At 64.7% G+C, this 26,137-nt stretch carries 25 protein-coding genes; 13 read left to right on the forward strand and 12 right to left on the reverse strand.

The window, feature by feature from the left end:
- Positions 1 to 131: 131 nt before the first annotated feature.
- Genes mnmG through XW59_RS02285 form a run of 4 tightly spaced genes read left to right on the forward strand, consistent with a single transcriptional unit; the run spans position 132 to position 4,390 of the window.
- Positions 132 to 2,006 (forward strand): tRNA uridine-5-carboxymethylaminomethyl(34) synthesis enzyme MnmG, encoded by a 1,875-nt coding sequence (gene mnmG / locus XW59_RS02270; protein WP_137326964.1) that lies wholly within the window; start codon positions 132 to 134, stop codon positions 2,004 to 2,006.
- A complete protein-coding gene (gene rsmG, locus XW59_RS02275) occupies positions 2,003 to 2,644 on the forward strand; it encodes a 16S rRNA (guanine(527)-N(7))-methyltransferase RsmG (RefSeq protein ID WP_047145473.1) in 642 nt (213 codons plus the stop codon). The genes mnmG and rsmG overlap by 4 nt, the downstream gene beginning before the upstream one ends.
- Before the next feature lie 27 nt (positions 2,645 to 2,671).
- On the forward strand, positions 2,672 to 3,472 hold the full coding sequence (locus XW59_RS02280) for a ParA family protein (protein ID WP_047145674.1): 801 nt from the start codon (positions 2,672 to 2,674) through the stop codon (positions 3,470 to 3,472).
- Between the two features lie 39 nt (positions 3,473 to 3,511).
- On the forward strand, positions 3,512 to 4,390 hold the full coding sequence (locus tag XW59_RS02285) for a ParB/RepB/Spo0J family partition protein (protein ID WP_047145474.1): 879 nt from the start codon (positions 3,512 to 3,514) through the stop codon (positions 4,388 to 4,390).
- A gap of 65 nt (positions 4,391 to 4,455) precedes the next feature.
- On the opposite strand, the gene holA is transcribed toward XW59_RS02285, so the two are convergent.
- Positions 4,456 to 5,496 (reverse strand): DNA polymerase III subunit delta, encoded by a 1,041-nt coding sequence (gene holA, locus XW59_RS02290; RefSeq protein ID WP_047145475.1) that lies wholly within the window; start codon positions 5,494 to 5,496, stop codon positions 4,456 to 4,458.
- 251 nt (positions 5,497 to 5,747) lie between these two features.
- Here holA and XW59_RS29505 point away from each other — a divergent pair, with 251 nt between their 5' ends.
- A complete protein-coding gene (locus XW59_RS29505) occupies positions 5,748 to 6,146 on the forward strand; it encodes a hypothetical protein (protein ID WP_052958134.1) in 399 nt (132 codons plus the stop codon).
- Between the two features lie 76 nt (positions 6,147 to 6,222).
- Here the strand turns inward: XW59_RS29505 and lpdA are convergent, their stop codons facing one another.
- Positions 6,223 to 7,629, reverse strand: coding sequence for a dihydrolipoyl dehydrogenase (gene lpdA / locus XW59_RS02300; RefSeq protein ID WP_047145476.1), 1,407 nt, complete (start codon positions 7,627 to 7,629; stop codon positions 6,223 to 6,225).
- 61 nt (positions 7,630 to 7,690) lie between these two features.
- On the opposite strand from lpdA, the gene XW59_RS29765 reads away from it, so the two are divergent.
- Positions 7,691 to 7,813, forward strand: coding sequence for a hypothetical protein (locus XW59_RS29765; protein WP_281406215.1), 123 nt, complete (start codon positions 7,691 to 7,693; stop codon positions 7,811 to 7,813).
- On the opposite strand, the gene XW59_RS02305 is transcribed toward XW59_RS29765, so the two are convergent.
- From XW59_RS02305 to mdh, 8 genes are all read right to left on the reverse strand, one after another.
- Positions 7,810 to 8,571: an SDR family oxidoreductase gene (locus XW59_RS02305; protein WP_047145478.1), complete on the reverse strand. Its 762-nt coding sequence runs from the start codon at positions 8,569 to 8,571 to the stop codon at positions 7,810 to 7,812. The two genes, XW59_RS29765 and XW59_RS02305, sit on opposite strands and share 4 nt — an antisense overlap.
- Positions 8,559 to 9,053 carry a hypothetical protein gene (locus XW59_RS02310; RefSeq protein WP_047145479.1) on the reverse strand — a complete coding sequence of 165 codons (495 nt, stop codon included), beginning with the start codon at positions 9,051 to 9,053 and terminating at the stop codon, positions 8,559 to 8,561. Before XW59_RS02310 ends, XW59_RS02305 begins: the two co-directional genes overlap by 13 nt.
- Entirely contained in the window at positions 9,050 to 9,472 is a 423-nt protein-coding gene (locus XW59_RS02315) for a VOC family protein (RefSeq protein WP_047145480.1), read from the reverse strand. The genes XW59_RS02310 and XW59_RS02315 overlap by 4 nt, the downstream gene beginning before the upstream one ends.
- A 98-nt stretch (positions 9,473 to 9,570) precedes the next feature.
- Positions 9,571 to 10,794, reverse strand: a complete 1,224-nt coding sequence (gene odhB, locus XW59_RS02320) for a 2-oxoglutarate dehydrogenase complex dihydrolipoyllysine-residue succinyltransferase (RefSeq protein ID WP_047145481.1) — start codon at positions 10,792 to 10,794, stop codon at positions 9,571 to 9,573.
- A gap of 40 nt (positions 10,795 to 10,834) precedes the next feature.
- Positions 10,835 to 13,822, reverse strand: a complete 2,988-nt coding sequence (locus tag XW59_RS02325; protein WP_137326965.1) for a 2-oxoglutarate dehydrogenase E1 component — start codon at positions 13,820 to 13,822, stop codon at positions 10,835 to 10,837.
- A gap of 143 nt (positions 13,823 to 13,965) precedes the next feature.
- Positions 13,966 to 14,868 (reverse strand): succinate--CoA ligase subunit alpha, encoded by a 903-nt coding sequence (sucD, locus tag XW59_RS02330; RefSeq protein WP_047145483.1) that lies wholly within the window; start codon positions 14,866 to 14,868, stop codon positions 13,966 to 13,968.
- Positions 14,869 to 14,874: 6 nt separating this feature from the next.
- Positions 14,875 to 16,071: an ADP-forming succinate--CoA ligase subunit beta gene (gene sucC / locus XW59_RS02335; protein WP_047145484.1), complete on the reverse strand. Its 1,197-nt coding sequence runs from the start codon at positions 16,069 to 16,071 to the stop codon at positions 14,875 to 14,877.
- 12 nt (positions 16,072 to 16,083) lie between these two features.
- Entirely contained in the window at positions 16,084 to 17,049 is a 966-nt protein-coding gene (gene mdh, locus XW59_RS02340) for a malate dehydrogenase (RefSeq protein WP_047145485.1), read from the reverse strand.
- A 263-nt stretch (positions 17,050 to 17,312) separates the two neighbouring features.
- Between mdh and XW59_RS02345 the strand changes: the two genes are divergently transcribed.
- Positions 17,313 to 17,732 carry a GNAT family N-acetyltransferase gene (locus XW59_RS02345; RefSeq protein WP_047145486.1) on the forward strand — a complete coding sequence of 140 codons (420 nt, stop codon included), beginning with the start codon at positions 17,313 to 17,315 and terminating at the stop codon, positions 17,730 to 17,732.
- Between the two features lie 4 nt (positions 17,733 to 17,736).
- Here the strand turns inward: XW59_RS02345 and zapE are convergent, their stop codons facing one another.
- Both zapE and XW59_RS02355 read right to left on the reverse strand, forming a co-directional pair.
- The gene (gene zapE, locus XW59_RS02350; RefSeq protein ID WP_047145487.1) at positions 17,737 to 18,906 is read right to left on the reverse strand and encodes a cell division protein ZapE; all 1,170 of its coding nucleotides are present in this window, start codon (positions 18,904 to 18,906) and stop codon (positions 17,737 to 17,739) included.
- A gap of 37 nt (positions 18,907 to 18,943) precedes the next feature.
- Positions 18,944 to 19,492: a protease inhibitor Inh/omp19 family protein gene (locus XW59_RS02355; protein ID WP_047145676.1), complete on the reverse strand. Its 549-nt coding sequence runs from the start codon at positions 19,490 to 19,492 to the stop codon at positions 18,944 to 18,946.
- A gap of 274 nt (positions 19,493 to 19,766) precedes the next feature.
- Between XW59_RS02355 and XW59_RS02360 the strand changes: the two genes are divergently transcribed.
- The 6 genes from XW59_RS02360 to XW59_RS02385 all read left to right on the forward strand — a co-directional run bounded on the left by XW59_RS02360 (position 19,767) and on the right by XW59_RS02385 (position 26,137).
- Positions 19,767 to 20,807 carry an MBL fold metallo-hydrolase gene (locus tag XW59_RS02360; protein WP_047145488.1) on the forward strand — a complete coding sequence of 347 codons (1,041 nt, stop codon included), beginning with the start codon at positions 19,767 to 19,769 and terminating at the stop codon, positions 20,805 to 20,807.
- A gap of 67 nt (positions 20,808 to 20,874) precedes the next feature.
- Positions 20,875 to 21,393: a DNA starvation/stationary phase protection protein gene (locus XW59_RS02365; RefSeq protein WP_047145489.1), complete on the forward strand. Its 519-nt coding sequence runs from the start codon at positions 20,875 to 20,877 to the stop codon at positions 21,391 to 21,393.
- Between the two features lie 92 nt (positions 21,394 to 21,485).
- A complete protein-coding gene (dapF, locus tag XW59_RS02370) occupies positions 21,486 to 22,367 on the forward strand; it encodes a diaminopimelate epimerase (protein WP_047145490.1) in 882 nt (293 codons plus the stop codon).
- A complete protein-coding gene (gene mtaB, locus XW59_RS02375; protein WP_047145491.1) occupies positions 22,367 to 23,650 on the forward strand; it encodes a tRNA (N(6)-L-threonylcarbamoyladenosine(37)-C(2))-methylthiotransferase MtaB in 1,284 nt (427 codons plus the stop codon). Before dapF ends, mtaB begins: the two co-directional genes overlap by 1 nt.
- Before the next feature lie 10 nt (positions 23,651 to 23,660).
- Positions 23,661 to 25,487 carry a signal recognition particle-docking protein FtsY gene (ftsY, locus tag XW59_RS02380; protein WP_170990091.1) on the forward strand — a complete coding sequence of 609 codons (1,827 nt, stop codon included), beginning with the start codon at positions 23,661 to 23,663 and terminating at the stop codon, positions 25,485 to 25,487.
- Positions 25,487 to 26,137, forward strand: a complete 651-nt coding sequence (locus XW59_RS02385) for a septation protein A (protein ID WP_047145493.1) — start codon at positions 25,487 to 25,489, stop codon at positions 26,135 to 26,137. The genes ftsY and XW59_RS02385 overlap by 1 nt, the downstream gene beginning before the upstream one ends.

Here is a 26,137-nt window from a genome sequence, read left to right on the forward strand (position 1 = left end):
GACTAGGGCGTGACTCACGTGAAACACTCGCCAAGTCGGCGGGAATTCTGTTTCACGTGAAACCAATGCCTTGACTTGCGCCCGTCGCGGGGACATTTGTCCGGCTGGATCTGATTCAAGGGAGTTCGAAAATGGATCGCGACTATGACGTTGTCGTCATAGGCGGTGGACACGCCGGGTGCGAAGCGGCCTCTGCTTCCGCGCGTGCAGGCGCTCGGACCGCGCTCGTCACGATGAAGAAAGAGACGATCGGCGTGATGTCCTGCAATCCCGCGATCGGCGGACTCGGCAAGGGTCATCTCGTCCGCGAGATCGATGCGCTCGACGGCCTGATGGGTCGCGTCGCCGACGCGGCGGGTATCCAGTTCCGGCTGCTCAACCGCCGCAAGGGACCCGCGGTTCGCGGGCCACGCACCCAGGCGGATCGGGCGCTTTATCGCCAGGCGATGCAAGCCGCCATAGCGACGCAGGAAAATCTCGAAGTCGTGGAAGGCGAGGTGTTTGATCTCGTGATCGAAAATGGCGTGGTCGCGGGGGTGCTGCTTGCGGACGGGACGAGACTTTCCTGCGCCGCCATTGTCATGACGACCGGCACCTTTCTGCGAGGATTGATCCATATCGGCGAGAAGAAGATTCCGGCCGGCCGCATGAACGAGAATCCGTCCATGGGTCTCTCCGCCACGATGACCCGCGCGGGCTTTGCGTTGGGAAGGCTGAAGACAGGCACCCCTCCCCGCCTCGACGGCCGGACCATCGACTGGTCGGCACTGGAGATGCAGGAGGCGGACGACGAACCGGCTCATTTCTCGCTGATGACCGATGGTACCGTGAACCCGCAGATCGCCTGCGGCATCACGCGAACCACGACGGAAACGCATCGGATCATTCGTGACAATCTCCACCGCTCGGCGATGTATTCGGGCTCCATCGAAGGTGTCGGCCCACGCTATTGCCCGTCGATCGAGGACAAGATCGTCAAGTTCGGTGATCGCGACGGGCATCAGATATTTCTCGAGCCCGAAGGCCTCGACGATCACACGGTCTACCCGAACGGGATCTCGACCTCGCTTCCTGAAGATGCGCAACGCGCGCTGGTTGCCTCCATTCCGGGGCTGGAGCGCGCGGTGATCACCCAACCGGGCTATGCGATCGAATATGACCATATCGATCCGCGCGAGCTGGAACTCACGCTTGAGACCCGGCGGGTGCCGGGCCTTTTCCTGGCCGGCCAGATCAACGGCACGACCGGTTATGAGGAAGCGGGAGCCCAGGGCCTCCTCGCGGGCCTGAACGCGGCCCGCAAATCGCGCGGCGAGACAAGCGTTACCTTCGGTCGGGGTGACGCCTATATCGGCGTGCTTGTCGACGATCTGACCAGCCGCGGCGTGAGCGAACCTTACCGCATGTTCACATCGCGCGCGGAATTCAGGCTATCGCTGCGCGCCGACAATGCCGATGAGCGCCTGACGCCGCTGGCAATCGATCTCGGGATCGCATCGGACGAGCGGTCAAAGCGGTTTCGAGCCCGAGCGGCGGAGCTCGACGAGGCGCGCGGGCTTTCCAAAGCGCTTTCGGTGACGCCGAACGAAGCGCGCCGCCACGGTCTCAGCCTGAATCAGGACGGCGTGCGGCGCACGGCATACGACCTTCTGGCCTATCCGGACCATGATCTCGCCCGGCTTGCGCAGATTTGGCCGGAGCTTGGGAATATAGTCCCACACGTAGCGGAGAAGCTCGAAACGGAAGCGAAATACTCCGTCTATGTCGATCGCCAGCTTGCCGATGCCGCCGTGCTCCGGCGAGAGGAGGCGACTGCCATTCCCGAGGATTTCGACTATTCCATCCTGCCGGGTCTGTCGAACGAGTTGAAATCCAAGCTGAATGCGCGAAGGCCGCGTTCCTTGACCGAGGCTCAGCGAATAGACGGAATCACGCCGGCTGCCTTGGCTATCGTTCTCGCCCATATCCAGAAGTCGACCCGGGAACAGCGTCGGGGTGCTGCGTGAGTTACGACAAGTTCTCGCGCCTTCAGGAAATCGCTGGAAGCGTTTCACGTGAAACATACGAAGAACTCCTGGAGTTCGAGGCGCAATTCCGGAAATGGTCGGTGCGGATCAACCTCGCCTCCCCGGCGACGCTCGACGCGCTTTGGGAGCGGCACATCCTCGACAGCGCGCAGCTTTTCACGCTCAAGCCTGAAGTGCTGAAATGGCTCGATCTCGGCTCCGGCGGCGGTTTTCCGGGCGCGGTGATGGCGATCCTGCTGCGCGAACGCGCGGGCGCCGACATCGATCTCGTCGAAAGCAACAACAAGAAGGCCGCGTTCCTGCAGACCACGCTCGCACGGTTCGGCGCGCCGGCTCGCGTCCACAAGAAGCGGATCGAGGATGCCGCAAGCCTCGTGAAAAACCGGGAAGTGGTCACCGCGCGGGCCCTGGCGCCGCTGCCGAAGCTCCTCGAACTCGCCGCGCCCTGGATACGGACCGGAACCGTCGGTCTCTTCCACAAAGGCCGGGATTACGCGGCAGAGATCGCAGAAAGTCGGAGCGCTTGGGATTTCGATCTGGTAGAACATCCCAGCAAGATCGATCCGGCGGGTCGGATTCTCGAAATATCCGCCCTCGAACCGCGCCGCGATCGTTGAATTATCGCGATTTCCGGGCCAATGACCATGAATTCCCGTCCCCGAATCATCACCGTAGCGAATCAGAAGGGCGGCGTCGGCAAGACGACCACGGCGATCAACCTGGCAACCGCGCTGGCGGCGATCGGCGAAAAGGTGCTGATCGTCGACCTTGATCCGCAGGGCAATGCCAGCACCGGCCTTGGCATCGACCGTCAGGACCGCACCATTTCATCATACGATCTGCTTCTCGGTACGGCCAATGTCGAGGACGCCGCGATGCAGACGGCCGTTCCCGGACTTTTCATCATTCCGTCCACCCTCGATCTGCTGGGCGTCGAGATGGAGATCGCGTCCGCTCCCGACCGGGTGCTGCGGCTGCGCAATGCGCTGCGCCGCTCGATGAACGATGCGACCACGCCCTTCGGCTATGTGCTGATCGACTGCCCCCCCTCGCTCAACCTACTGACGCTCAACTCGATGGCCGCCGCCGATTCGGTGCTCGTGCCGCTGCAATGCGAGTTCTTTGCGCTGGAGGGCCTCAGCCAGCTCCTGCAGACCGTGGAGCAGATCAGGGGCGCCATTAACCCGGACTTAACCATACAGGGCATCGTGCTGACCATGTTCGACGGGCGCAACAATCTCGCCAACCAAGTGGTGGAGGACGTGCGCGCGCATATGGGAGACAAGGTCTACGATACGGTCATTCCCCGCAATGTGCGCGTCTCGGAAGCGCCGTCCTACGGCAAGCCCGCCATCCTCTACGATCTGAAATGCACCGGCAGCCAGGCTTACCTGCAACTGGCATCGGAAGTGATCCGGCGCGAGCGACGCCTGCGCGCGGCCTGATACCGTCTCCAACCGCTGAAGAAGAGCCCGGACGAGAAAATGAACGAAGATCCTTCGAGAAAACGCCTCGGCCGCGGCCTCGCGGCGCTGATCGGCGAGATGGACAAGCCGGCGCAGCAATCGGCCAGGCCGAGTGTCGGTGCCGATTCGCGCGTTCCGATCGAGTTCATCTCTCCCAATCCGCGCAACCCGCGCCGCAGCTTCGCCGAAGCGGACCTTGCCGATCTCTCGCAATCGATCCGCGAGCACGGGATTGTCCAACCGGTGGTGGTTCGTCCGGCCGCCGAGATTGGACGCTACGAGATCATTGCCGGTGAACGGCGCTGGCGGGCGGCGCAGCGTGCCGGCGTCGCCGAGATTCCGGTCATCATCCGCGACGTCGACGACCGTGTCGCGCTCGAGCTGGCGATCATCGAGAACGTCCAGCGCGCCGATCTCAATCCGGTCGAAGAAGCGCTGGGATATCAGCAGCTTATCGATGAGCACAACTACACCCAGGCCGATCTCGGCCAGGTGATCGGCAAGAGCCGGAGCCACGTCGCCAACACGTTGCGGCTCTTGAAGCTGCCCGAGGTGATCCGCGACATGCTGGTGGACGGTGCGCTTTCGGCTGGCCATGCGCGCACCCTGGTGACTTCCGACGATCCCGCCGCGCTCGCCAAGCGCATCGTGGAGGAAGGGCTTTCCGTCCGCCAGGCGGAGGCGTTGGCGCAGCAGCCGACGGTGCGGGAGACGACCGGCGGCAGCGAGCGGCAGCCCGTGCAGAAGGATGCGGACACTGTGGCGCTCGAAAAGATGCTGTCCGACGTGATCGGCATGAACGTCTCGATCCGGCACGGGCAGAAGGGCGGTGAGGTGCGGATTTCCTACCGCACGCTCGATCAGCTCGACGAGCTCTGCCGGCGGCTGCAGCGATAACAACGGCTGGTTTCCGCCGCGATCGGATGCGGTGGAAAAACGAAGCCGCGCTTTCGGCCCATGCCTCAGCGGCGGGACCGGGCGCTTTCCACGACGAGGGCGATGAGCGCCTGCCTGGCTGTTGCCTCCGCCAGATCCGGCCGGCGGCGGGTCAGAAGCACGGCGCCCTGCAGGCGATCGAGGGCGCGCGCCAGCGCTGGCGGAGACCAGCGCGCCAGGGCATCCTCCACCAGCTTGCGGCGCGAGAAGAAGACCGGCGGCCGGGCCGAGGCGACCACGGCGGCCGCCGTTCGCGAGGTCTTTTCCATGTCGGCGCGCATGAGCTGAAGCGACTGGAACTGTCGCATCGCGCCGGACAACACCAGGAACGGATGGTTGCCGGAAGCCATGAGCTGGGCGAAAGCCACGTCGAAGTCTCCGGCCTTGCCGGCGAGGACCGCATCGACGGCATTGTCCACCGACACGGCCGAGACATCGCCCGCCGTGGCACGCACGTCCTCGATTTCGATCCTGCCCTTGCCGCGGCAGTAGAGGGCCAGCTTCTCGACCTCGCCGCGGGTCGCCAGACGGTCGCCACCGAGATTGGCGCGCAGCGCCTGTCTGGCGTCAAGCGTGATCGTCAGCCCTTCCCGTGACAGTTCCTCGTCGATGATCGCGTCGATCGAGCGCCCGTCATCGGCGTAGCATGGCAGGGCGATGCCTTGCGCGGCGCCTTCCACCATGCTGCGCAGCGACGCCCCCTTCTTGAGGTCGCCCGCCTCGATCAGCACGGTGGTTTCCGCTGGCGGCTGGGCAAGCAGCACCTTGACGTCGTCGGCGAGCGCCTTCTGCGCGGCGGCGCCCTTCACCCAGACCAGCCTGCGGTCGGAAAACATCGGCACGGTGCCGGCCTCGTCGAGCAGCCGGCCCGGCATCGCATCGACATCGGAAGCGTCGAGACGCACCACAGAAAAAGGATCGTCGACGGAAAGACCCGACTGCCGGGCCACGAGCCTCGCCCGCTCGGAGACCAGCCCGCGATCCGGTCCGTAGATCAGAATGACGCGGTAATACGGATCCGGGCGCCGCAGCCAGCCGTCGACTTCATGTGCCTTTTTCTGTGCCATGCGTATCTGGCTAGCACACGGAAGGCGTGGTTCGCAGCATCAAAAACCAGCCCTGAAAGCAGCTTGCCGCCGAAATTGGCGGGCGATGCGGCTGGAGTTATCTAAACCTTTGATTTTCAAAGGGAATTTTCCAAGGCTGTCGATATGGGACCTACGCGTCGTTCCGGACAACACGCGGGGTTGTGGTGTGATGGAACTCCTGACGCTCAAAAAACGTTGAAATACATTGAGCTAGCGAAGGGAGTGCTGCAATGAACGACCCACGACAGGACCCGACGCACGGAAAGCCGGCCGATCCGATGGATCCCCGGGCCGGTGCGGGTCCTTCCTACACCGATCCGGCAACTGATCCCCATCCGGTAAACGAACCGGTGCGAGGTGGCGGACGAAGCGGCTTGATCATCGCCGCCGTCATCGCCGCGCTGCTCGTCATCGCGCTGATTGCCTTCAGCAGCGGTCCTGGTACAGATCCCGGCACGACCGCGGATGTTCCGGGCACGACGACGGAGGAGACGGCACCGGGCGCCGCCCCGACGGCACCGACCGCTCCGGCTCCGGAATCAACGGCGCCTGCCGCTCCAGCTCCCGCGCAGCCTCCGAGCGATGCGCCGGCGGCACCGGCAGATCAGCCTCCGGCGGCCAACCAGTAGGCCCGAACGAAAAAAGGCGGGCTCAACGGCCCGCCTTCATACTTATCTTCTCCGCCGCTCGCCGAGCGGTGGAGGCCTAGATGTGTATAGGCTTGAAGAAGGTCGCGAGGGCGGCTTCGCGAACGGCCTCCGACATGGTCGGATGCGCATGGCAGGTGCGTGCCAGATCCTCCGCCGATCCGCCGAATTCCATCAGCACGGCCGCTTCGTGGATCATCTCGCCGGCTCCGAAGCCGACAATATGGACACCGAGAACGCGATCCGTGGCCTTGTCGGATAGAATTTTCACGAAACCGTCCGTGTGCAGCATCGCGCGGGCGCGCCCATTCGCCGTGAAAGGAAATTTGCCGGCTTTGTATTCGATGCCGGCCTTCTTTAATTCTTCCTCGGTTCTGCCCACGGACGCGACCTCGGGGCTGGTGTAGACCACGCTCGGAATGACGTCGTAATTCACATGGCCCGCCTGCCCCGCGATCATCTCGGCAACGGCGATGCCTTCGTCCTCGGCCTTGTGGGCGAGCATCGGGCCGGCGATGACGTCGCCGATCGCATAGACGCCGGCGGCCGAGGTGGCGTAATGGGCATCCGTCTTGACCCGACCCCTTTCATCGAGGGCAACGCCGGCCTTTTCAAAGCCAAGACCCTCCGTGTAGGGCTTGCGGCCGGTCGCGACCAGAACCGCATCGGCCTCGATGGTTTCGGCATCGCCGCCCTTGACCGGCTCGAAGGTCACCTTCGCGCCTTTCCTGGTCTTCGAGACGCCGGTCACCTTGGCGCCGAGCTTGAATTCCATGCCCTGCTTGGCCAGCATGCGCTGAAACTGCTTGGCGACCTCGCCGTCCATGCCGCCGAGAATGGTGTCGAGATATTCGACCACGGTGACCTTGGAACCGAGGCGCGCCCAGACCGAGCCGAGCTCGAGCCCGATGACCCCGCCACCGACGACGACGAGATGGCCGGGCACCTTCTGGAAATCCAGGGCGCCGGTGGACGAGACGATGGTCTTCTCGTCGAACTCCACCTCGACGCCCGGAATGCCGGCGACGTCGGAACCGGTGGCGATCACGATGTTCTTGGCTTCGATCTCCTGGGCGGAGCCGTCCGCCGCGGTAACGGCAACCTTGCCGCCTCCAAGCAGGCTGCCGGTGCCCTGGTAGGTATCGATCTTGTTCTTCTTGAACAGGAAGGCGACGCCGCCGACGTTGGCCGAAACCGTCGCATCCTTGTGGGCGAGCATCTTCTTCAGGTTGAGCTTCGGCGAAACCTCGATGCCGAGCCCGTCGAAGGAATGGCCGGCCTCGGCGAACATTTCGGATGCGTGCAGCAGGGCCTTGGACGGGATGCAGCCGATGTTGAGGCAGGTGCCGCCGAAGGTTTCGCGCTTCTCGACGACGGCGGTCTTGAGACCGAGCTGAGCCGCCTTGATGGCGCAGACATAGCCGCCCGGGCCGGTTCCGATCACGACGAGATCGTATGAAGACATGATGATTTCCCTAATTGAGTCGGCTGGAAAGGTTTTGCGTGAGGCAAGAGGAGGATCAGGCGTGGACGAGTCCCGCTTCCAGGAGGTTGCGGAGCACCATATCGATTGCTCCGCGTTCGGCAACAGCAGGCACCGGATTTGCGGCGCCATGGCGAAGATGGGGTCGGACGACGGTCATTTCTAGCGACCACCGCTGACGGTCAAGAGCGAACCCGTCGTATAGGACGACTCGTCAGAAAGAAGCCAGAGTACGGCATTCGCGATCTCGCGCGCCTTGCCTTCCCGCTTCATCGGCACGAAACCACGCATGGCGGCGATCCGGTCCGGCTGGCCACCGGAAGCATGAATCTCGGTGTCGACGATGCCGGGGCGCACGGCGTTCACGCGGATGCCCTCCTCCGCCACCTCGCGCGCCAGCCCGACCGTGAAACTGTCGATCGCGCCCTTGGAGGCGGCATAGTCCACATATTCACCCGGCGAGCCGAGCGTGGCGGCGACGGAAGAAATATTGACGATCACGCCGCCCCTTCCGCCATGCCGCGTCGACATGCGCCTGACGGCTTCGCGTGCGCACAGCATCGAACCGATCACATTGACGCGCATCATGCGGGTAAAGCGCGCGGCACTCATCTCGTCCACGCGGGACTTGGCGTCGACCACGCCGGCATTGTTGACCAGCGCGTCGAGTTTGCCGAAACGTTCATCGACGGCGCGGAAGACGGAAAGGACGTCGGCTTCCTCGCCGACGTCTCCCCTGACGGCGAAAGCCTCGCCGCCATTGCCAGAAATCTCGGCGACGAGCGCGTTGGCGGCGTCGGCGTTCGACACGTAGTTGACCGCCACCCCGTAGCCGGCGGCGGCAGCCAGCCGCGCCACTTCCGCGCCGATACCGCGGCTCGCGCCGGTGACGAGAAGGCTCCTTCGCTCCGTCATTCCTGACATCCTTTCAGCGTGAACACGTCCCAAGGCATCTTTTCCAGGTTCTCGCCTATCACGGCGGCGTAGCGCAGGCCGTAGGCAAGATCAGGGAAGATCAGCGTCTTCGGCGCCGGCTCGCCCTGTCCGGGCAGCAGCGCGACGTCTCCCTGCTCGTCCACGGCATAGATGACGCCCTGCCAGGCCGTGCAGGCCTCTATCTCCGCGCCGGTCACGTCGCCCTCGGGGCATTCGTGCATCAGCATGCCGTTCGGGCGGGCGACGCCCTCGCTCCACATCACCACCCCGTCGGCGACGAGGTCCTTCGGCAGGATCATACGGAATGCGTTGGTGACCGCCGCCGCTTCCGCCGGTCGGAACTCGACGGAGGCCCCGATCTCGGGTTCGCCGTAGACCGCGAGCTCGATGGGGCAGGCGGCGAAGGCGGAGGAAGCAAATGCCACCGTGAGTGCCGCAGAAATTGCTGCCGTACAGCCTGCCGTGCTCATCCGCCAAGCCCCGCATTGAAGGCCCAGACATGACCGAATGGATCGGCGATCTTCGCGTAGCGAGCGCCCCAGAAGGCGTCTTCCGGACTGGAAATGACGGTCGCCCCATGGATTGCGGCTCGTTCGACCGCGCGGTCCACCTCCGCGGGTGAGGCGAGATTGACGTTGATGGTCAGCCCGGCGCCGCCGCGGGTCAGCGGCGACAGAACGTCCGACGCGAATTCCGGGAATTCGTCGTGCAGCATGACCTCGCTGCCGAACATTGCTAGATTGGCATGGAGCACGCGGCTGCCGTCATCGGCCATCTGCTCGTAGGTCTCGACCGCACCGAATGCCTCTTCGTACCAGGCGATCGCTTCCTTGCCGTTCTTGACGCAGAGATGGACCTGGATCGGCGGCAGGTCTGAACCGAAGGCCATGGAAAGCTCCCCTTGCCAAAGCGGGCGTTCGAGTTGCCTCGCCCGCCCGCATCTTACAGGACTTTCGTTACCGGACAGCCCCCGAGCGTCGACTGATCCTAGAGATCAAGGACCAGACGCTCCGGATCCTCGAGGCTTTCCTTGACGCGGACGAGGAAGGTCACCGCTTCCTTGCCGTCGACGATGCGGTGATCGTAGGAGAGCGCCAGATACATCATCGGGCGGATGACGATCTGACCACCGACGACGACCGGGCGCTCCTGGATCTTGTGCATGCCGAGAATGCCGGACTGCGGTGCGTTGAGGATCGGCGTCGACATCAGCGAACCATAGACGCCGCCATTCGAGATGGTGAAGGTGCCGCCCTGCATGTCGGCGACGGAGAGCTTGCCGTCGCGCGCCGCGATGCCGAGACGACCGATTTCCTTCTCGATATCGGCGATTCCCATCTGGTCGGCGTCGCGCACCACCGGGACCACAAGGCCCTTGTCGGTGCCGACGGCCACGCCGATATGGGCGTAGTTCTTGTAGATGATGTCGGTGCCGTCGATCTCGGCATTGACCGCCGGGATCTCCTTCAGCGCATGCGTCACCGCCTTGGTGAAGAAGCCCATGAAGCCGAGCTTCACGCCATGCTTCTTCTCGAAGACGTCCTTGTACTTAGAACGCAGGTCCATGACCGCCTTCATGTCGACCTCGTTGAAGGTCGTCAGCATGGCGGCCGTGCTCTGGGCGTCCTTCAGGCGTCGCGCGATGGTCTGGCGCAGCTTGGTCATGCGCACGCGCTCCTCGCGCACCGCATCGTCGGCCGAGGACGGCGCGCGAGCGGCGACCGGAGCCGCCGCCGGCGCGGAAACGCCCTTGGCGACCGCGTCGAGCGCATCGCCCTTCAGCACCTGGCCACGCTTGCCGGAGCCGGCGACCTGATCGGCGGAAATGCCGGCCTCGGTGAGGATCTTCGCGGCGGCGGGCGCCGGCGGCATCGAGGTCTTCTCCGCGGGCGCGGCGGCGGACTTGGGCGCCTCGGCCTTCTGTTCCGCCTTCGGAGCCTCGGCCTTCGGCGCTTCCTTCTTGGCGGCGCCGGCGCCTTCCGCGATCGAGCCGAGCAGCGCGCCCACCTCGACGGTCTCGCCCTCCTGCACGGTGATTTCCGCGAGCGTGCCCGCGGCCGGAGCCGGCACCTCGATCGTCACCTTGTCGGTTTCCAGTTCCACGACCGGCTCGTCGACGGAGATCGCGTCGCCCGCCTTCTTGAACCACTTGCCGATGGTCGCTTCGGTGACGGATTCACCAAGTGTGGGGACGCGAATTTCGGTTGCCATTGTTCTGTTCCGTTGCCTGTTTTCGCTTTGTCTCGGTTACCTATTCACCAAGCGCGTCCTCGAGGAAGGCCTCGAGCTGCGCCAGATGCTTCGACATCAGACCCGTCGCCGGCGACGCCGAAGCCGGACGGCCGGTATAGCGCACGCGCTGGTGCTTCGCGTCGATGTGGGCGAGCACCCATTCCAGATAGGGATCGATGAACGACCAGGCGCCCATGTTCTTGGGCTCTTCCTGGCACCACACCATCTCCGCATTGCGGAAGCGCGACAGTTCGTTGATCAGCGCCTTCGCCGGGAACGGGTAGAGCTGCTCGACGCGCAGCAGGTAGATGTCGTCGATGCCGCGCTTCTCGCGCTCCTCGTAGAGGTCGTAATAGACCTTGCCGGAGCAAAGAACGACGCGGCGGATCTTCGAGTCCTTGACGAGCTTGACCGGCTCGTTGCCGAGATATTGCGCGTCGTCCCACAGCAGGCGGTGGAACGAGCTTTCGCCCGACATTTCCGAGAGCGTCGAGATCGCGCGCTTGTGGCGCAGAAGCGACTTCGGCGTCATCAGGATCAGCGGCTTGCGGAAGTCGCGCTTGAGCTGACGGCGCAGGATGTGGAAGTAGTTAGCCGGCGTCGTGCAGTAAGCGACCTGCATGTTGTCTTCCGCGCACATCTGCAGGAAGCGCTCAAGACGGGCCGAGGAATGCTCGGGCCCCTGCCCCTCGTAGCCATGCGGCAGAAGGCAGACGAGACCCGACATGCGCAGCCACTTGCGTTCGCCCGACGAAATGAACTGGTCGAACACGACCTGTGCGCCGTTGGCGAAATCGCCGAACTGCGCTTCCCACAGTGTCAGGGCGCGGGGCTCGGCCAGCGAGTAGCCATATTCGAAGCCGAGCACGGCCTCTTCCGAGAGCATCGAGTTGATGACCTCGTAATTGGCCTGCTGCGGGCCGAGATTGTTGAGCGGAATGTAGCGGTCCTCGTTCTTCTGATCGTAGAGGACCGAATGGCGCTGCGAGAAGGTGCCGCGCTCGGAATCCTGGCCGGAAAGCCGGATCGGATTGCCGTCCATCAGGATCGCGCCGAAAGCCAGGGCCTCCGCCGTCGACCAGTCGATGCCCTCGCCCGTGTCGATCGCCTTGCGGCGGTTCTCCAGGAAGCGGCCGATCGTACGGTGGACCTCGAAATCCTTCGGCACCTCGGTGAGCTTCTTGCCGATCTCCTTCAGCGTCTTGACCGGCACCGAGGTTTTGCCGCGGCGCTGCTCGTCCTGATTGTCGGCGGTGCGCAGGCCGGTCCAGGCGCCGTCGAGCCAGTCGGCCTTGTTGGGCTTGTAGGACTGGCCGGCTTCGAACTCGGCTTCCAGATGCGCGCGCCAGTCGGCCTTCATCTGGTCGATCTCGCCCTCGCTGATCAGCCCTTCGGAGATCAGCTTGTCGCCGTAGAGCTGCACGGTGGTGCGGTGCGCGCGGATCGACTTGTACATGATCGGCTGGGTGAATGCCGGCTCGTCGCCCTCATTGTGGCCGAAACGGCGGTAGCAGAGCATGTCGATGACGACCGGCTTGTGGAACGTCATGCGGAACTCGGTGGCCACCTTGGCGGCGTAGACGACCGCTTCCGGATCGTCGCCGTTGACGTGGAAGATCGGCGCCTCGATCATCTTCGCCACATCCGAGGGATAGGGCGAGGAGCGCGAGAAGCGCGGATTGGTGGTGAAACCGATCTGGTTGTTGATGATGAAGTGCAGCGTTCCCGCCACGCGGTGGCCGCGCAGGCCGGAAAGGCCGAGAATCTCGGCCACCACGCCCTGGCCGGCGAAGGCGGCGTCGCCGTGGAGAAGCAGCGGCATCACCTTGGCGCGCTCCTCCTGCGGCACGACCTCCTCGCGCTTGCGGCCGTAGAGCTGGTCCTGCTTGGCGCGGGCCTTGCCCATGACGACCGGATCGACGATCTCGAGATGCGAGGGGTTCGCGGTCAGCGACAGGTGCACCTTGTTGCCGTCGAACTCGCGGTCGGAGGAGGCGCCGAGATGGTACTTGACGTCGCCCGAGCCTTCAACGTCGTCGGGCGCGAAGGAGCCTCCCTTGAACTCGTGGAAGATCGCGCGGTGCGGTTTGGCCATGACCTGGCTCAGCACGTTCAGACGGCCGCGGTGGGCCATGCCGAGGACGATTTCCTTCATGCCCATGGCGCCGCCGCGCTTGACGATCTGCTCGAGCGCCGGAATGAGCGATTCGCCGCCGTCGAGGCCGAAGCGCTTGGTGCCCTTGTACTTGACGTCGATGAACTGCTCGAAGCCTTCAGCCTCGATCAGCTTCTGCAGGATCGCCTTCTTGCCGTTGGCGGTGAATTCGATGCCCTTGTCGGGACCTTCGATGCGCTCCTGGATCCAGGCCTTCTCGTCCGGATTGGAAATGTGCATGAACTCGACGCCGAGCGTCGAGCAATAGGTCCGCTTGAGGATGTCGAGCATCTCGCGGATGGTGGCGTATTCCAGCCCCAGAACGTGATCGATGAAGATCTTGCGGTCGTAGTCGGCCTCGGTGAAGCCATAGGCCTCGGGCGACAGCTCGTTGTAGTCCTCGAGCGGCTTGGCGATGCCGAGCGGATCGAGATTGGCGTGAAGGTGGCCGCGCATGCGGTAGGCGCGGATCATCATGATGGCGCGGACCGAATCGCGCGTGGCGCGCAGTACGTCCTCGCCGGAAACGGCGACGCCGTCGGTGGCCGCCTTGTCCTTCACCTTCTTTTCGAAATACTTCTCGACCGCCCCCCAATTGCCATCGAGAGCGGAGACGAGCTCGCCATTGGCGGCCTGCGGCCAGTTCGGCTTCGTCCAGGAAGCGCCGGCGGCGTTCTTGCGCACGTCCTCGGCATTGTCCTTGAGGGCGCCGAAGAACTCGCGCCACTCCTCGTTCACCGTGGTGGGATCGTCCTGCCAAGCCGCGTAAAGGCTTTCGATATAGTCGGCGTTGCCGCCGTAGAGGAACGAACTGATGGAAAATTGGTCGTTGGCCTGATCTTGTCGCGCCATTTCTCTTTCGGAGCTTCCGCTCCGTCTCCTTAAAGCCCGCGGTCCCAGCCGCCTCGGCGGTTATTCCGCCCCGTTCCCCGAACGAATGCCGTCTTATTCAGTTCAAATGTGCCGGGCAGATGGCCGCCCGGCACATAATTTCGTCAACCCTTGATCGCTTCGACCAGCGTCACGCCGAGGCGTGCCGGTGACGGCGACACGCGGATGCCCGCGGCTTCCATCGCGGCGATCTTGTCTTCCGCGCCGCCCTTGCCGCCCGAAATCACGGCGCCGGCATGGCCCATGGTGCGGCCGGCGGGAGCCGTGCGGCCGGCGATGAAGCCGGCCATCGGCTTCCTCCTGCCGCGCTTGGCCTCGTCGCGCAGGAACTGCGCGGCATCTTCCTCGGCCGATCCGCCGATCTCGCCGATCATGATGATGGACTTGGTTTCGTCGTCTGCGAGGAACATTTCCAGCACGTCGATGAATTCGGTGCCCTTGACCGGGTCGCCGCCGATGCCCACCGCCGTCGTCTGGCCGAGGCCTTCATTCGTCGTCTGGAACACCGCCTCATATGTAAGCGTGCCGGAGCGCGAAACAACGCCCACAGAACCCTTGCGGAAGATGTTGCCGGGCATGATGCCGATCTTGCACTCGTCGGGCGTCAGCACGCCGGGGCAGTTCGGGCCGATGAGTCGGGACGTGGATTTGTCGAGCCGCGCCTTGACCTTGACCATGTCCGTCACCGGAATGCCCTCGGTGATGCAGACGATCAGCGGGATTTCCGCGTCGATCGCCTCGACGATCGCCTCGGCGGCGCCTGCCGGCGGAACGTAGATCACGGAGGCGTTGGCGCCCGTCTGTTCCTTGCCTTCGGCGACCGTCGCGAAGATCGGAAGGGTTTCGCCCTTCGCGCCGGTCCATGTCTCTCCGCCCTTCTTCGGGTGGATGCCGCCGACCATCTTGGTGCCGTGGTAAACGAGCGCCTGCTCGGTGTGGAAAGTGCCGGTCTTGCCGGTCAGGCCCTGGACGAGAACCTTGGTGTCTTTGTTGACGAGAATGGACATCTTGGTTCAGTTCCCCTTCACAGCCTTGACGATCTTCTGCGCCGCATCGTCGAGATCGTCGGCCGAGATCACGTTGAGGCCGCTCTCGTTGATGATCTTCTTGCCGAGCTCGACATTGGTGCCTTCGAGGCGAACCACGAGCGGCACTTTCAGCCCCACTTCCTTGACCGCCGCGATCACGCCTTCGGCGATGACGTCGCATTTCATGATGCCGCCGAAGATGTTGACGAGGATGCCCTCGACGGCCGGGTCGGCGGTGATGATCTTGAAGGCCGCCGTCACCTTCTCCTTGGAAGCGCCGCCACCGACGTCCAGGAAGTTTGCCGGCTCAGCACCGTAGAGCTTGATGATGTCCATCGTCGCCATGGCAAGGCCGGCGCCGTTGACCATGCAGCCGATATTGCCGTCGAGCGCGACATAGGCGAGGTCGTATTTCGACGCCTCGATCTCCTTGTCGTCCTCTTCGGTGGTGTCGCGCAGCTCGACCACGTCCGGGTGACGGAAGAGCGCGTTGTTGTCGAACGACACCTTGGCGTCGAGAACGCGCAGGCGACCGTTGGTCATCACGATCAGCGGATTGACCTCGAGCAGGCTCATGTCCTTCTCGGCGAAGGCCTTGTAGAGGATCGGGAACAGCTTCTCGCCATCCTTGGCCGCCTCGCCGGAGAGCTTCAGCGCCTCGTTCAGCTTGGCGGTGTCCGCGGCGGTCACGCCGGTCTCGGGGTCGATCGCGACGGTGATGATCTTCTCGGGCGTTTCCTCGGCGACCGCCTCGATGTCCATGCCGCCCTCGGTGGAGACGACGAAGGCGATGCGGCCGACCGAGCGGTCCACCAGGATCGACAGGTAGAGCTCGCGGTCGATGTCGGCGCCGTCCTCGATATAGAGGCGGTTGACCTGCTTGCCTTCCGCGCTGGTCTGCTTGGTGACCAGCGTGTTGCCGAGCATTTCCTTGACGTTGACGACGACGTCCTCGACGGACTTCGCCAGCCGCACGCCGCCCTTGGCGTCCGGGCCGAGCTCCTTGAACTTGCCCTTGCCGCGGCCGCCGGCGTGGATCTGGCTCTTGACCACGTAGAGCGGGCCCGGGAGCTGCTTCGCCGCCGCTTCGGCCTCTTCCGGCTTGAGAATGGCGACGCCGTCGGCAACCGGAGCGCCGTAGCCCTTCAGAAGCTGCTTGGCCTGATATTCATGGATGTTCATATGGTCTCCCCCTTAATTCTTCAGGGCCGGTGCGATGGCGATGCAGGCCTCGCAGAGGCCCTGGACGGCGGCGACGGAGCTGTCGAACATCTTCTGCTCGGTCTTGTTGAGGTCGATCTCGATGACGCGCTCGACACCACCGGCGCCGATCACCGTCGGCACGCCGACATACATGTTCTTGACGCCGTACTGGCCGCTCAGATGCGCGGCGACCGGAAGCACGCGCTTCTTGTCCTTCAGATAGGATTCGGCCATCTGCACCGCCGAAGCCGCCGGCGCGTAGTAGGCCGAGCCGGTCTTCAGGAGGCCGACGATCTCGGCGCCGCCGTCGCGGGTGCGCTGGACGATCTGGTCGAGCTTCTCCTGGGTGGTCCAGCCCATGTTCACCAGGTCGGGAAGCGGAATGCCCGCCACCGTCGAATAGCGGGTGAGGGGAACCATCGAGTCGCCGTGGCCGCCGAGCACGAAGGCCGTCACGTCCTCGACGGAGACCTTGAATTCCTCGGCGAGGAAGTAGCGGAAACGGGCCGAGTCGAGCACGCCGGCCATGCCGACGACATGGCTCTTCGGGAGCCCCGAGAACTTCTGCAGCGCCCAGACCATGGCGTCGAGCGGGTTGGTGATGCAGATGACGAAGGCGTTGGGCGCGTATTTCTTGATGCCGGCGCCGACCTGTTCCATGACCTTGAGGTTGATGCCGAGGAGATCGTCGCGGCTCATGCCCGGCTTGCGCGCCACGCCGGCGGTGACGATGCAGACGTCCGCACCCTCGATCGCGGCATATTCGTTGACGCCGACGAGGCGAACGTCGAAACCGTCGACCGGCGAAGATTCGGCGATGTCGAGCGCCTTGCCCTGCGGAATGCCTTCGGCAATGTCGAACAGGACGACGTCGCCAAGTTCCTTCAGCCCGATCATGTGAGCGAGCGTGCCGCCAATCATGCCGGAGCCGATGAGGGCGATCTTGTTGCGAGCCATGATGATTGTTTTCCCTTATATGATGCCGGAGCGAAGGTGTACCGGCCACGAGCGGTTGATGCCGAGACTTTCCGGACACGGGAGGCCGTCCGAAATTCGCGGAGGAGATAAACAGATCATGTGGAAAACTCAACCGATTCTTTCGAGCTGAATAGTTTCAATCGGTTAGATAATTATGAATTTACGTAAACGTAAAAGTTTCAAAGGGAGGCGCAGATCGACAGGGGAACATTCGCTTTCACAGACATCGCTGGAGATACGACATGAACGTTGAAATCCGCCGGGTGGCCGCCGGCGACGAGGCGCTGTTCGCGCGCATCGCCGAAGGGGTGTTCGACGAGCCGGTCGATGCCGCGCGCCTCAAGGCCTATCTCGCCGAGCCCGGTCACTTCATGCTCGTCGCCATCGCTGAGGGCGAAACGGTGGGGCAGGCGGCCGCCGTCATCCACCGCCATCCCGACAAGGCGACCGAGCTTTATATCGACGAGGTCGGCGTGGCCGATGCATGGCGGAGGAAGGGGATAGCCCGCCGGCTGGTCGAGGAGATGCTGCAGCTCGGCCGCTCGCTCGGCTGCGAGGAGGCATGGCTCGGCACCGAACACGACAATGTCCCGGCCCGCCGGCTCTACGAATCCTTCGATGCCGATCGGGAGGACTTCGTCATGTATGTCTTCAAGCTTTGAGGTGCTACTCGGCCGCTATGCGGGCCCGGCTCGTCTCCAGCCATTCGCGGCTCTGCATCTCGGTGAGCCGCGACGCGGTGCGCTCGAATTCGAAGGCTTCGGTGCCGATCCTGCCGGCATAGAGCTTTTCGGGCGCGGCCTCGGCGCTCATCACAAGGTGGATGTGGTTGTCGTAGAACGTGTCGATCAGCAGGATGAAGCGCTTCGCCTCGTTGCGTTTCTCGGCGCCAAGCACCGGCACGCGGTCGATGAAGACGGTGTCGAAACGTGCGGCGACCGCGAGATAGTCGCGCGCGGCAAGCGGGCGCTCGCACAGATCGGAGAAGCCGAAGCGGGCGGCGCGGCCGTTGGCGAGCGGCACCGCCACGCTGCGTCCCTTGACGGTGAGCGTCATGGGATGCGCCTCGTGGCCGGAGGTTGCCACCGCCCAGGCCTCGTCCATCAGCCGGTCCGCCTCGGATCCGAGCGGCGTGATGTAGACGGGCAGCCGGTTCAGCTTCTCGCGGCGATAATCCGTATCGCCGTCGAGGCTCATGATCGATGCATGGTTTTCGAGGATGGCGATGAACGGCTCGAACAGGCCCCGGTTGAGCCCATCGCGATAGAGATCGCGCGGCATGACATTGGAGGTTGCGACCAGCACCACGCCCTGATCGAAGAGACCGGAGAAGAGCCGTGACAGCACCATGGCGTCGGCGATGTCGGTGACCGTGAATTCATCGAAGCAGAGCACCCAGGCTTCCTCGGCGAGGGCCTTCGCCACCGGCGGGATCGGGTCCGTTTCGCGCGTCTTTCCATCCTTCAGCGCCTGGCGGTGCTTCTGGATACGGTCGTGCACGTCGGCCATGAAGTCGTTGAAATGCGCGCGCCGCTTGCGCCGCACCGGAACCAGCTCGAAGAACATGTCCATGAGCATGGTCTTGCCGCGCCCGACGTCGCCGTGGACGTAGAGGCCCTTGACGAGCTCGCGCCTCGGCCGGCGCCTGGCGAAAAGCCAGCCGAGCGAGCTCGACTTGGCCTCCAGCCGTTTCGTGGCGATCTCGGCGATCAGGCGGTCGAGCGCGTCGGCGACCGCAAGTTGCGACGCATCGCTCGCGATCTGCGCCGTCGCGACGAGATTCTCGTATTTCTGGCGCACCGAACGGAACGTCGACAGGCCGTCATGCGGGGACATAGAGCGACCCTGTCATACCGTTCGGCTTGGTAAACGATCAGCGGGTGAGCGAGATGGACTGGCCGCCGCTGGTCTGTCCCTCGAAGCGCTCGCCGCCGGAGGAATAGAGCTGGGCGAGACTGTTGCCGCTCTCGTCATAAAGGGAGAGCTGCTTGCCGGAAACGTTCCACGACTTCACCCCGTCGAGCGGAGCGGGGCACCGCAGCGGGCCGGCGCGGAAACCCTGGCCGAACTTCGTCTGCGGCGTGGCGATGCGGCAGCTCTGGCCGGCCACCGACGCGTTCCAGACACCGGCGACGCCGCCGGCGGTAACGTCGGGCGCACTCTGTTCCAGCGCCGCCATCTGCTGCGTGTCCTGAGGGGTGCTTTCCGCTCCGGGCGCGGCGGGGAATTGCGACGGATTCATGGTTCCGGGCTGAGCGGGAGGCGGCAACTGGCTTGCAGTCACCGAACCGGCCGGGGCGGGACTCAGCGGGGCCGGAGCGGGCTGCCGCGTGTCCACCTGCGAGAACCGGTCGCTCTGGCACCCTGCCAAGACAATCGAAATGAAAGTCGCGGCGAGGACGCCACTTTTGCTCAGACCCATCGTCACCTCCGTCGGGACGACGTCGAGCGCCCCGGTGGTTTTGTTGCATTTCCATCGCCAGAATAGTGGCGATCTTGGGGAATTCCAACATAACATGGTTAAATTACGGTTTCCGAAGCTTCCGAATTCAATCTTCGGGTCCGCTATCCGCACCGGTAGCCAGCCAGCGGGCGCGCCGACGCGGCATTCGCGAAGCGTTTGCTTGAAGCCTGCGTCATCATCACTATGTTGCAGCCGCTGACAGGCGCAACCGCGCGAAAACGATCGGTCCCGAATGATCTGGCGAAGGAAATCCGGCAACCGCTACTATCAGGGCCCTGTCGGCGATCATTTCGACGGCAACGTCTTCTTCAATCCCGGTGGCCGGGCACCGCGCGGGCTTGCGGATTTCCTGCGCTGGCAGTTCGGCGGGGGCAGGGTGCCCTGGCCCGCGACCTGGCCGAGCCCGTTTCCGCAGGCAAAGCCCGACGCGCGCGTGGAGGGAAAAGGGCTTCGGGTCACGATGATCGGCCATGCGACGCTCCTCATTCAGCTGGCGGGCGTGAACATCCTCACCGATCCGGTCTGGTCGCAGCGCGCCTCTCCCTTCGCCTTCGCGGGCCCGAAGCGCGTGAACGCGCCGGGCGTCGCCTTCGAGGATCTGCCGAGGATCGACCTCGTTCTGGTCACCCACAACCACTACGACCATCTCGACGTGGCGACTCTCGCCCGGCTGGCGCGCGATCACGATCCGCTGATCGTTACCGCTCTCGGCAACGACGCGATCATCGCGAGAGCCGTGCCCGGCGCGCGCATGGAGGCGCTCGACTGGGGGCAGGCCCTGGAGGCGGACGGCATCACGATCCATGCCGAGCCGACGCATCACTGGTCGGCGCGCGGGGTGGGGGACCGCCGCATGGCGCTGTGGGCCTCCTTCGCGCTCGTCACGCCCGCGGGCAGCATCTATCATGTCGGCGACACCGGCTTTCACGAGGGCATCAACTACCGCAAGGCGGCCGAAAAGCATGGCGGCTTCCGCCTCGCGCTCCTGCCGGTCGGCGCCTATGAGCCGCGATGGTTCATGGAGGCGCAGCACCAGAACCCGGAGGAGGCGGTGGAGGGCATGTTGCTGGCAAGGGCGGCTTTCGCCGCCGGGCATCATTGGGGCACCTTCCATCTCACCAACGAGCCGATAGACGAGCCGCGCGAGAAGCTTTTCGAGGCGCTGGATGCCCGGGGGATAGCGCGTGAACGCTTCCGCCCGCTGCAGCCGGGCGAGTCGTGGGACGTGCCGGAAACCACTGGAAACGAAGCTTGCGCGGCAACTTCCGATTGATGGCAGGGAACGGAGTGCCGCCGTGCGCATTTTCAGAGGTTGATCCATCAATCGAGGGAGGTCCTCCATGCCGGCCACCAGCACCGCCAAGAGCCGCCGCAAGGCCCCGTTAACGACGCCCACCGGTCTCGGCGACAATGCGCGCCGCGACATCACCGGCGCGCTCAATGCGCTGCTCGCAGACGTCTTCGCGCTCTATCTGAAGACCAAGAATTTCCACTGGCATGTCAGTGGTCCGCATTTCCGCGACTACCATCTGTTGCTCGACGAGCAGGCCGAGCAGATTTTCGCGATGGTCGACGTCCTGGCCGAAAGGGCCCGCAAGCTCGGGGGAACGACGATACGCTCGATCGGCCATGTCGCGCGGCTCCAGCGCATCGACGACAACGACGCCGATTTCGTATCGCCGCAGGACATGCTGAGCGAGCTGCGCGACGACAATGAAGCGCTGATCGCAAGCATGCGCGGCGCGCATGACGTCTGCGACGAGGAAAACGACGTCGCGACCGCGAGCCTTCTGGAAAACTTCATCGACGAGGCCGAGCGTCGCGTCTGGTTCCTGTTCGAATCCACCCGCAAAGGCTGAGCCTGCCGAAACGGCTTCGTGAAAGGTCCGTGGCCGTGGCGGCGGACCCTTCTCTCTGGTAATTCGCCGTCATTTCCGCCATATAGGCCGGAATGAGCAGGACGACGCCTTTTGCACGAATGAACGGGGCCGGCAACGAGATCATCGTCGCCGACATGCGCGGTCGCGCGGACCGTGTTTCGCCGGCCGCGGCGATCGCGCTCAACGCCGATCCGGCCACCAGGTTCGACCAGATCATGGCGATCCATGATCCCCGCACGCCGGGCACCGCCAATTATATCGAGATCCTGAACTCCGACGGATCGATGGCACAGGCCTGCGGCAACGGCATGCGCTGCGTCGTGCAGACGCTTTCGGCGGAGAGCGGACAGTTGCGTTTCACCTTCGAAACGATCGCCGGCATCCTTAGCGCGCATGTTCACGAGAACGGGCTGATCTCGGTCGACCTCGGCACGCCACGCTTCGGCTGGCGGGACATTCCGCTGGCGGAGGAATTCCGCGACACCCGCGCGATCGAGCTGCAGATCGGCCCGATCGACGACCCGGTGCTGCATTCGCCTTCAGTCGTGTCGATGGGCAACCCGCACGCGATCTTCTGGGTGGACCGCGACGTCTGGTCCTACGAGCTGGACCGTTTCGGGCCGCTTTTGGAAAATCATCCGATCTTTCCCGAACGCGCCAACATCACGATCGCGCAGGTGACCGCGCCCGACGCCATGACCATCCGCACCTGGGAACGCGGCGCGGGCCTTACGCTTGCCTGCGGCTCGGCCGCCTGCGCGGCCGCGGTCAGCGGCGCGCGCACCGGGCGCACCGGCCGCAAGGTCACGCTGACCGTGCCGGGAGGCGTGCTCGAGGTCGAGTGGCGCGAGGACGACCATGTCGTCCTGACCGGCCCGGCGGAATTCGAGTTCTCCGGCGCCTTCGATCCTGCCTCCGGCGCGTGGATGCGCGACGAGAAGGGGGCGGCGTGATGGGGGTGGACGTCGTCACCTTCGGCTGCCGTCTCAATGCCTATGAATCCGAAGTCATCCGCCGCGAGGCGGAAAGCGCGGGCCTGTCGGGGCTGAAGGGCGGCGCGATCGTCGTCAACACCTGCGCGGTGACCGCCGAGGCGGTCCGGCAGGCGAAGCAGGCGATCCGCAAGGCGCGTCGCGAAAATCCCGAGGCCCGCATCATCGTCACCGGCTGCGCGGCGCAGACCGACCCGCAGGGTTTCGCCGGCATGGGCGAGGTCGATCTCGTGCTCGGCAACGAGGAGAAGCTGAAGGCCCACAACTACCGGGCGTTGCCCGATTTCGGCGTGAACGACATGGAGAAGGCGCGCGTCAACGACATCATGTCGGTGACGGAAACCGCCTCGCACATGGTCGACGCGATCGAGGGCAGGGCGCGCGCCTTCGTGCAGGTGCAGAACGGCTGCGACCATCGCTGCACCTTCTGCATCATTCCCTACGGACGCGGAAATTCGCGCTCGGTGCCGATGGGCGCGGTGGTCGAGCAGGTCAAGCGACTGGTCGGCAACGGCTATGCGGAAGTGGTGCTGACCGGCGTCGACCTGACCAGCTACGGCGCCGACCTGCCCGGCGCGCCGAGGCTCGGCAGGCTGGTCTCCACCATTTTGCGCCAGGTTCCGGACCTTGCCCGGCTGCGCCCCTCCTCGATCGATTCCATCGAGGCCGACGCGGACCTGATGCAGGCGCTGGCGACCGAGGCGCGGCTGATGCCGCATCTGCACCTCTCGCTGCAGGCCGGCGACGACATGATCCTGAAGCGGATGAAGCGCCGTCATCTGCGCGACGATTCGATCCGCTTCTGCGAGGAGGTGCGCGCGGTCAGGCCCGACATCGTCTTCGGCGCCGACATCATCGCCGGCTTCCCGACCGAGACCGACGCGATGTTCGAGAATTCCCTGCGCATCGTCGAGGAATGCGGCCTGACCCATCTGCACGTCTTTCCGTTCAGCCCGCGCGAGGGCACGCCGGCGGCGCGCATGCCGCAGATTGCCCGCCGGGTCGTGAAGGAACGTGCGGCGCGCCTGCGCGGCGCGGGCGAGGCGGCATACCGGAGCCATCTCGCAGCGCTTTCGGGCACCAGCCAGCGCATATTGATCGAGCGCGAAGGCATCGGCCGCACGGAAGGCTTCACGCTGGCCGCGATCGACACGGGCCGGCCGGGCGAGATCGTGGAGGCGCGCATCGCCGGCAATGACGGAGAAAAGCTCGAAGCGGCGACGCTTGCCGTTCGGGCCGCCTGAGAGACTTCGCATGGCTTTGGGATTCATCAAGAAAATCTTCTCCTTCGGAAGGAAGGAGGTCGAGGAAGCTCCTGCCGAGCAGCCCGTTCAGCCGGTGGAGCAGCAGGCGGCGGAGGCCCCCGTCCAGTCCCCGGTGCCGGAATTCCTGCGCCATCCGGAAGAACCGGTGGAGAAGGCGGAGCCGACGCCGGTCGCAGGGACGCCGGATGAGCAGGCATCCTCGCCGCCCGAGGAGCCATCGCCGACGGAAGCACCCACGAGACCACAGATTCCGGAATTCCTGCGCCGTTCGGAAACGGAGGCCGAGCCGGCGGTGGACGCACCTTCGCCCGCACCGGTTTCCGAGGAACCGAAGCCCGCGCCGGCCGAGGAGCCCACAGCTCCGCCGGAAGCGCCCGTCGAACCGCCTGCTCCCGAGCCGGAGCCGGAACCGCCGGTGGAAATACCCGTCGAGGAGCCGCCCGCGCCGCAACCCGAGCCGGTACCGCCCATCGAACCAGTGAAGCCGGACGAGAAGCCGGTGGAGGTTCCGTCCGAACCGGCAGTTCCCGCCGAGGTGCCGACCGAACCAGAACCCGCGCCAGCACCGCGCCCGGTGCCGGAGGTGCCTATCGAGGTTCCCGAACCGGCGCACGAGGTTCCGGATGCGGAGCCGGTGAAGCCCGTCGAACCGCCGCTGGAAGTACCGACGCCGGCCGAGCCCGAAACGCCGCGGCCGGAACCGCAAACCCCTCCAAAAGCCGAAACTCTGCCGGAAGTGCTTCCGTCGGAGGTATCGTCGGCTCCCACGCAGCCCGCGCCGGAAGTCGTTCCGCCTCCTCCGGTCGCGGAAAAGCCAAATCCGGCCGCCAAGGTGACCGTTTCAAAGGCGGTGGAGCGCAAGGCGGAGCCGGAGCCCGCCGTATCGGCGCCGACGCCGCGGGTGCCGTGGTTCCAGCGCCTGCGCGAGGGCCTTTCGCGGTCGTCGCGCGAGCTTCGCGACAATATTTCCGGGGTCTTCACCAAGCGGAAGCTGGACGAGGACACGCTGCAGGACCTCGAGGACGTGCTGATCCGGGCCGATCTCGGCATGGAGACCGCGATCCGCATCACGGACTCGCTCGCTTCCGGCCGCTTCGGCCGCGACATTTCCGACACGGAGGTGCGCACGGTCATGGCCGAGGAGGTCGAGAAGGTGCTGGCGCCCGTCGCATTGCCGCTGGAGCTCGACCTGTCGCATAAGCCGCATGTCGTTCTCGTCGTCGGCGTCAACGGCACGGGCAAGACGACGACGATCGGCAAGCTTGCCGCCAAGCTCACCGAGGGCGGGCTTTCGGTGACGCTTGCCGCCGGCGACACGTTTCGCGCCGCGGCGATCGAGCAGCTCAAGATCTGGGGCGAGCGAACCGGTTCGCCGGTGATCGCCTCGAAGCTCGGCGCCGATGCGGCGGGGCTCGCCTGGGATGCCTGGCAGAAGGCCAAGGAAGCGGGCTCCGACGTCCTCATCATCGACACGGCCGGACGCCTGCAGAACAAGGCCGAACTGATGGCCGAGCTGGAGAAGATCGTGCGCGTGCTCGGCAAGCACGATCCGGAGGCGCCGCACACCGTGCTCCAGACCGTCGACGCGACCACCGGTCAGAACGCGCTCAACCAGGTCGAGATATTCCGCAACGTCGCCGGCGTGAACGGTCTCGTCATGACCAAGCTCGACGGAACGGCGCGCGGCGGTATTTTGGTCGCAATCGCCGCCAAACATAAGCTGCCGGTCTATTTCATCGGCGTCGGCGAGCAGGTCGACGATCTCGAACCCTTTTCCGCAAGCGATTTCGCCAAGGCGATCGCGGGAGTTTCCTGATGAGCAATCGCATCCTCGAACGCGACCCTTCCGATCCGAAGAAGAAGGAGGAGATCAATCCCCTCCTCAAGCTCGCGCTCGAGCTCGGGCCGCTGCTCGTCTTCTTCTTCGCCAATTCGCGCGGCGAATGGCTGGTCGAGAAGTGGCCGGTGCTCGGCGAATTCGGCGGCCCGATCTTCGTTGCCACCGGGCTCTTCATGATCGCCACCGCGATCGCGCTGGCCGCATCATGGCTGCTCACCCGCACATTGCCGATGATGCCGCTCGTCTCCGGCGCGGTGGTCTTCGTCTTCGGCGCGCTGACGTTGTGGCTGCAGGACGACGTCTTCATCAAGATGAAGCCGACGATCGTCAACACGCTGTTCGGCACGGTGCTTCTCGGCGGGCTCGTGTTCGGCAAGGCGCTGCTCGGCTATGTCTTCGATTCCGCCTTCAAGCTCGACGCCGAAGGCTGGCGCAAGTTGACCTTCCGCTGGGGCGTGTTCTTCATCTTCCTGGCCCTAGTCAACGAGGTCGTTTGGCGTAACTTCTCGACCGATGCCTGGGTCGCCTTCAAGGTCTGGGGCATCATGCCGATCACGCTCGTCTTCACCTTCAGTCAGATGCCGCTGATCATGCGCCATTCGCTGGAGGAGAAGAGCGCAAAATAA

It is taken from the genome of Aquamicrobium sp. LC103 (genome assembly GCF_001014615.2).
In the GTDB taxonomy this organism is placed as follows: domain Bacteria; phylum Pseudomonadota; class Alphaproteobacteria; order Rhizobiales; family Rhizobiaceae; genus LBCQ02.

Coding starts and splice junctions, on each gene's coding strand:
- mnmG (WP_137326964.1), top strand. CDS start 132: ATGGATCGCGACTATGACGTTGTCGTCATAGGCGGTGGACACGCCGGG.
- XW59_RS02280 (WP_047145674.1), top strand. CDS start 2,672: ATGAATTCCCGTCCCCGAATCATCACCGTAGCGAATCAGAAGGGCGGC.
- XW59_RS02285 (WP_047145474.1), top strand. CDS start 3,512: ATGAACGAAGATCCTTCGAGAAAACGCCTCGGCCGCGGCCTCGCGGCG.
- holA (WP_047145475.1), bottom strand. CDS start 5,496: ATGGCACAGAAAAAGGCACATGAAGTCGACGGCTGGCTGCGGCGCCCG.
- XW59_RS29505 (WP_052958134.1), top strand. CDS start 5,748: ATGAACGACCCACGACAGGACCCGACGCACGGAAAGCCGGCCGATCCG.
- lpdA (WP_047145476.1), bottom strand. CDS start 7,629: ATGTCTTCATACGATCTCGTCGTGATCGGAACCGGCCCGGGCGGCTAT.
- XW59_RS02305 (WP_047145478.1), bottom strand. CDS start 8,571: ATGTCAGGAATGACGGAGCGAAGGAGCCTTCTCGTCACCGGCGCGAGC.
- XW59_RS02310 (WP_047145479.1), bottom strand. CDS start 9,053: ATGAGCACGGCAGGCTGTACGGCAGCAATTTCTGCGGCACTCACGGTG.
- XW59_RS02315 (WP_047145480.1), bottom strand. CDS start 9,472: ATGGCCTTCGGTTCAGACCTGCCGCCGATCCAGGTCCATCTCTGCGTC.
- odhB (WP_047145481.1), bottom strand. CDS start 10,794: ATGGCAACCGAAATTCGCGTCCCCACACTTGGTGAATCCGTCACCGAA.
- XW59_RS02325 (WP_137326965.1), bottom strand. CDS start 13,822: ATGGCGCGACAAGATCAGGCCAACGACCAATTTTCCATCAGTTCGTTC.
- sucD (WP_047145483.1), bottom strand. CDS start 14,868: ATGTCCATTCTCGTCAACAAAGACACCAAGGTTCTCGTCCAGGGCCTG.
- sucC (WP_047145484.1), bottom strand. CDS start 16,071: ATGAACATCCATGAATATCAGGCCAAGCAGCTTCTGAAGGGCTACGGC.
- mdh (WP_047145485.1), bottom strand. CDS start 17,049: ATGGCTCGCAACAAGATCGCCCTCATCGGCTCCGGCATGATTGGCGGC.
- XW59_RS02345 (WP_047145486.1), top strand. CDS start 17,313: ATGAACGTTGAAATCCGCCGGGTGGCCGCCGGCGACGAGGCGCTGTTC.
- zapE (WP_047145487.1), bottom strand. CDS start 18,906: ATGTCCCCGCATGACGGCCTGTCGACGTTCCGTTCGGTGCGCCAGAAA.
- XW59_RS02355 (WP_047145676.1), bottom strand. CDS start 19,492: ATGGGTCTGAGCAAAAGTGGCGTCCTCGCCGCGACTTTCATTTCGATT.
- XW59_RS02360 (WP_047145488.1), top strand. CDS start 19,767: ATGATCTGGCGAAGGAAATCCGGCAACCGCTACTATCAGGGCCCTGTC.
- XW59_RS02365 (WP_047145489.1), top strand. CDS start 20,875: ATGCCGGCCACCAGCACCGCCAAGAGCCGCCGCAAGGCCCCGTTAACG.
- dapF (WP_047145490.1), top strand. CDS start 21,486: ATGAGCAGGACGACGCCTTTTGCACGAATGAACGGGGCCGGCAACGAG.
- mtaB (WP_047145491.1), top strand. CDS start 22,367: ATGGGGGTGGACGTCGTCACCTTCGGCTGCCGTCTCAATGCCTATGAA.
- ftsY (WP_170990091.1), top strand. CDS start 23,661: ATGGCTTTGGGATTCATCAAGAAAATCTTCTCCTTCGGAAGGAAGGAG.
- XW59_RS02385 (WP_047145493.1), top strand. CDS start 25,487: ATGAGCAATCGCATCCTCGAACGCGACCCTTCCGATCCGAAGAAGAAG.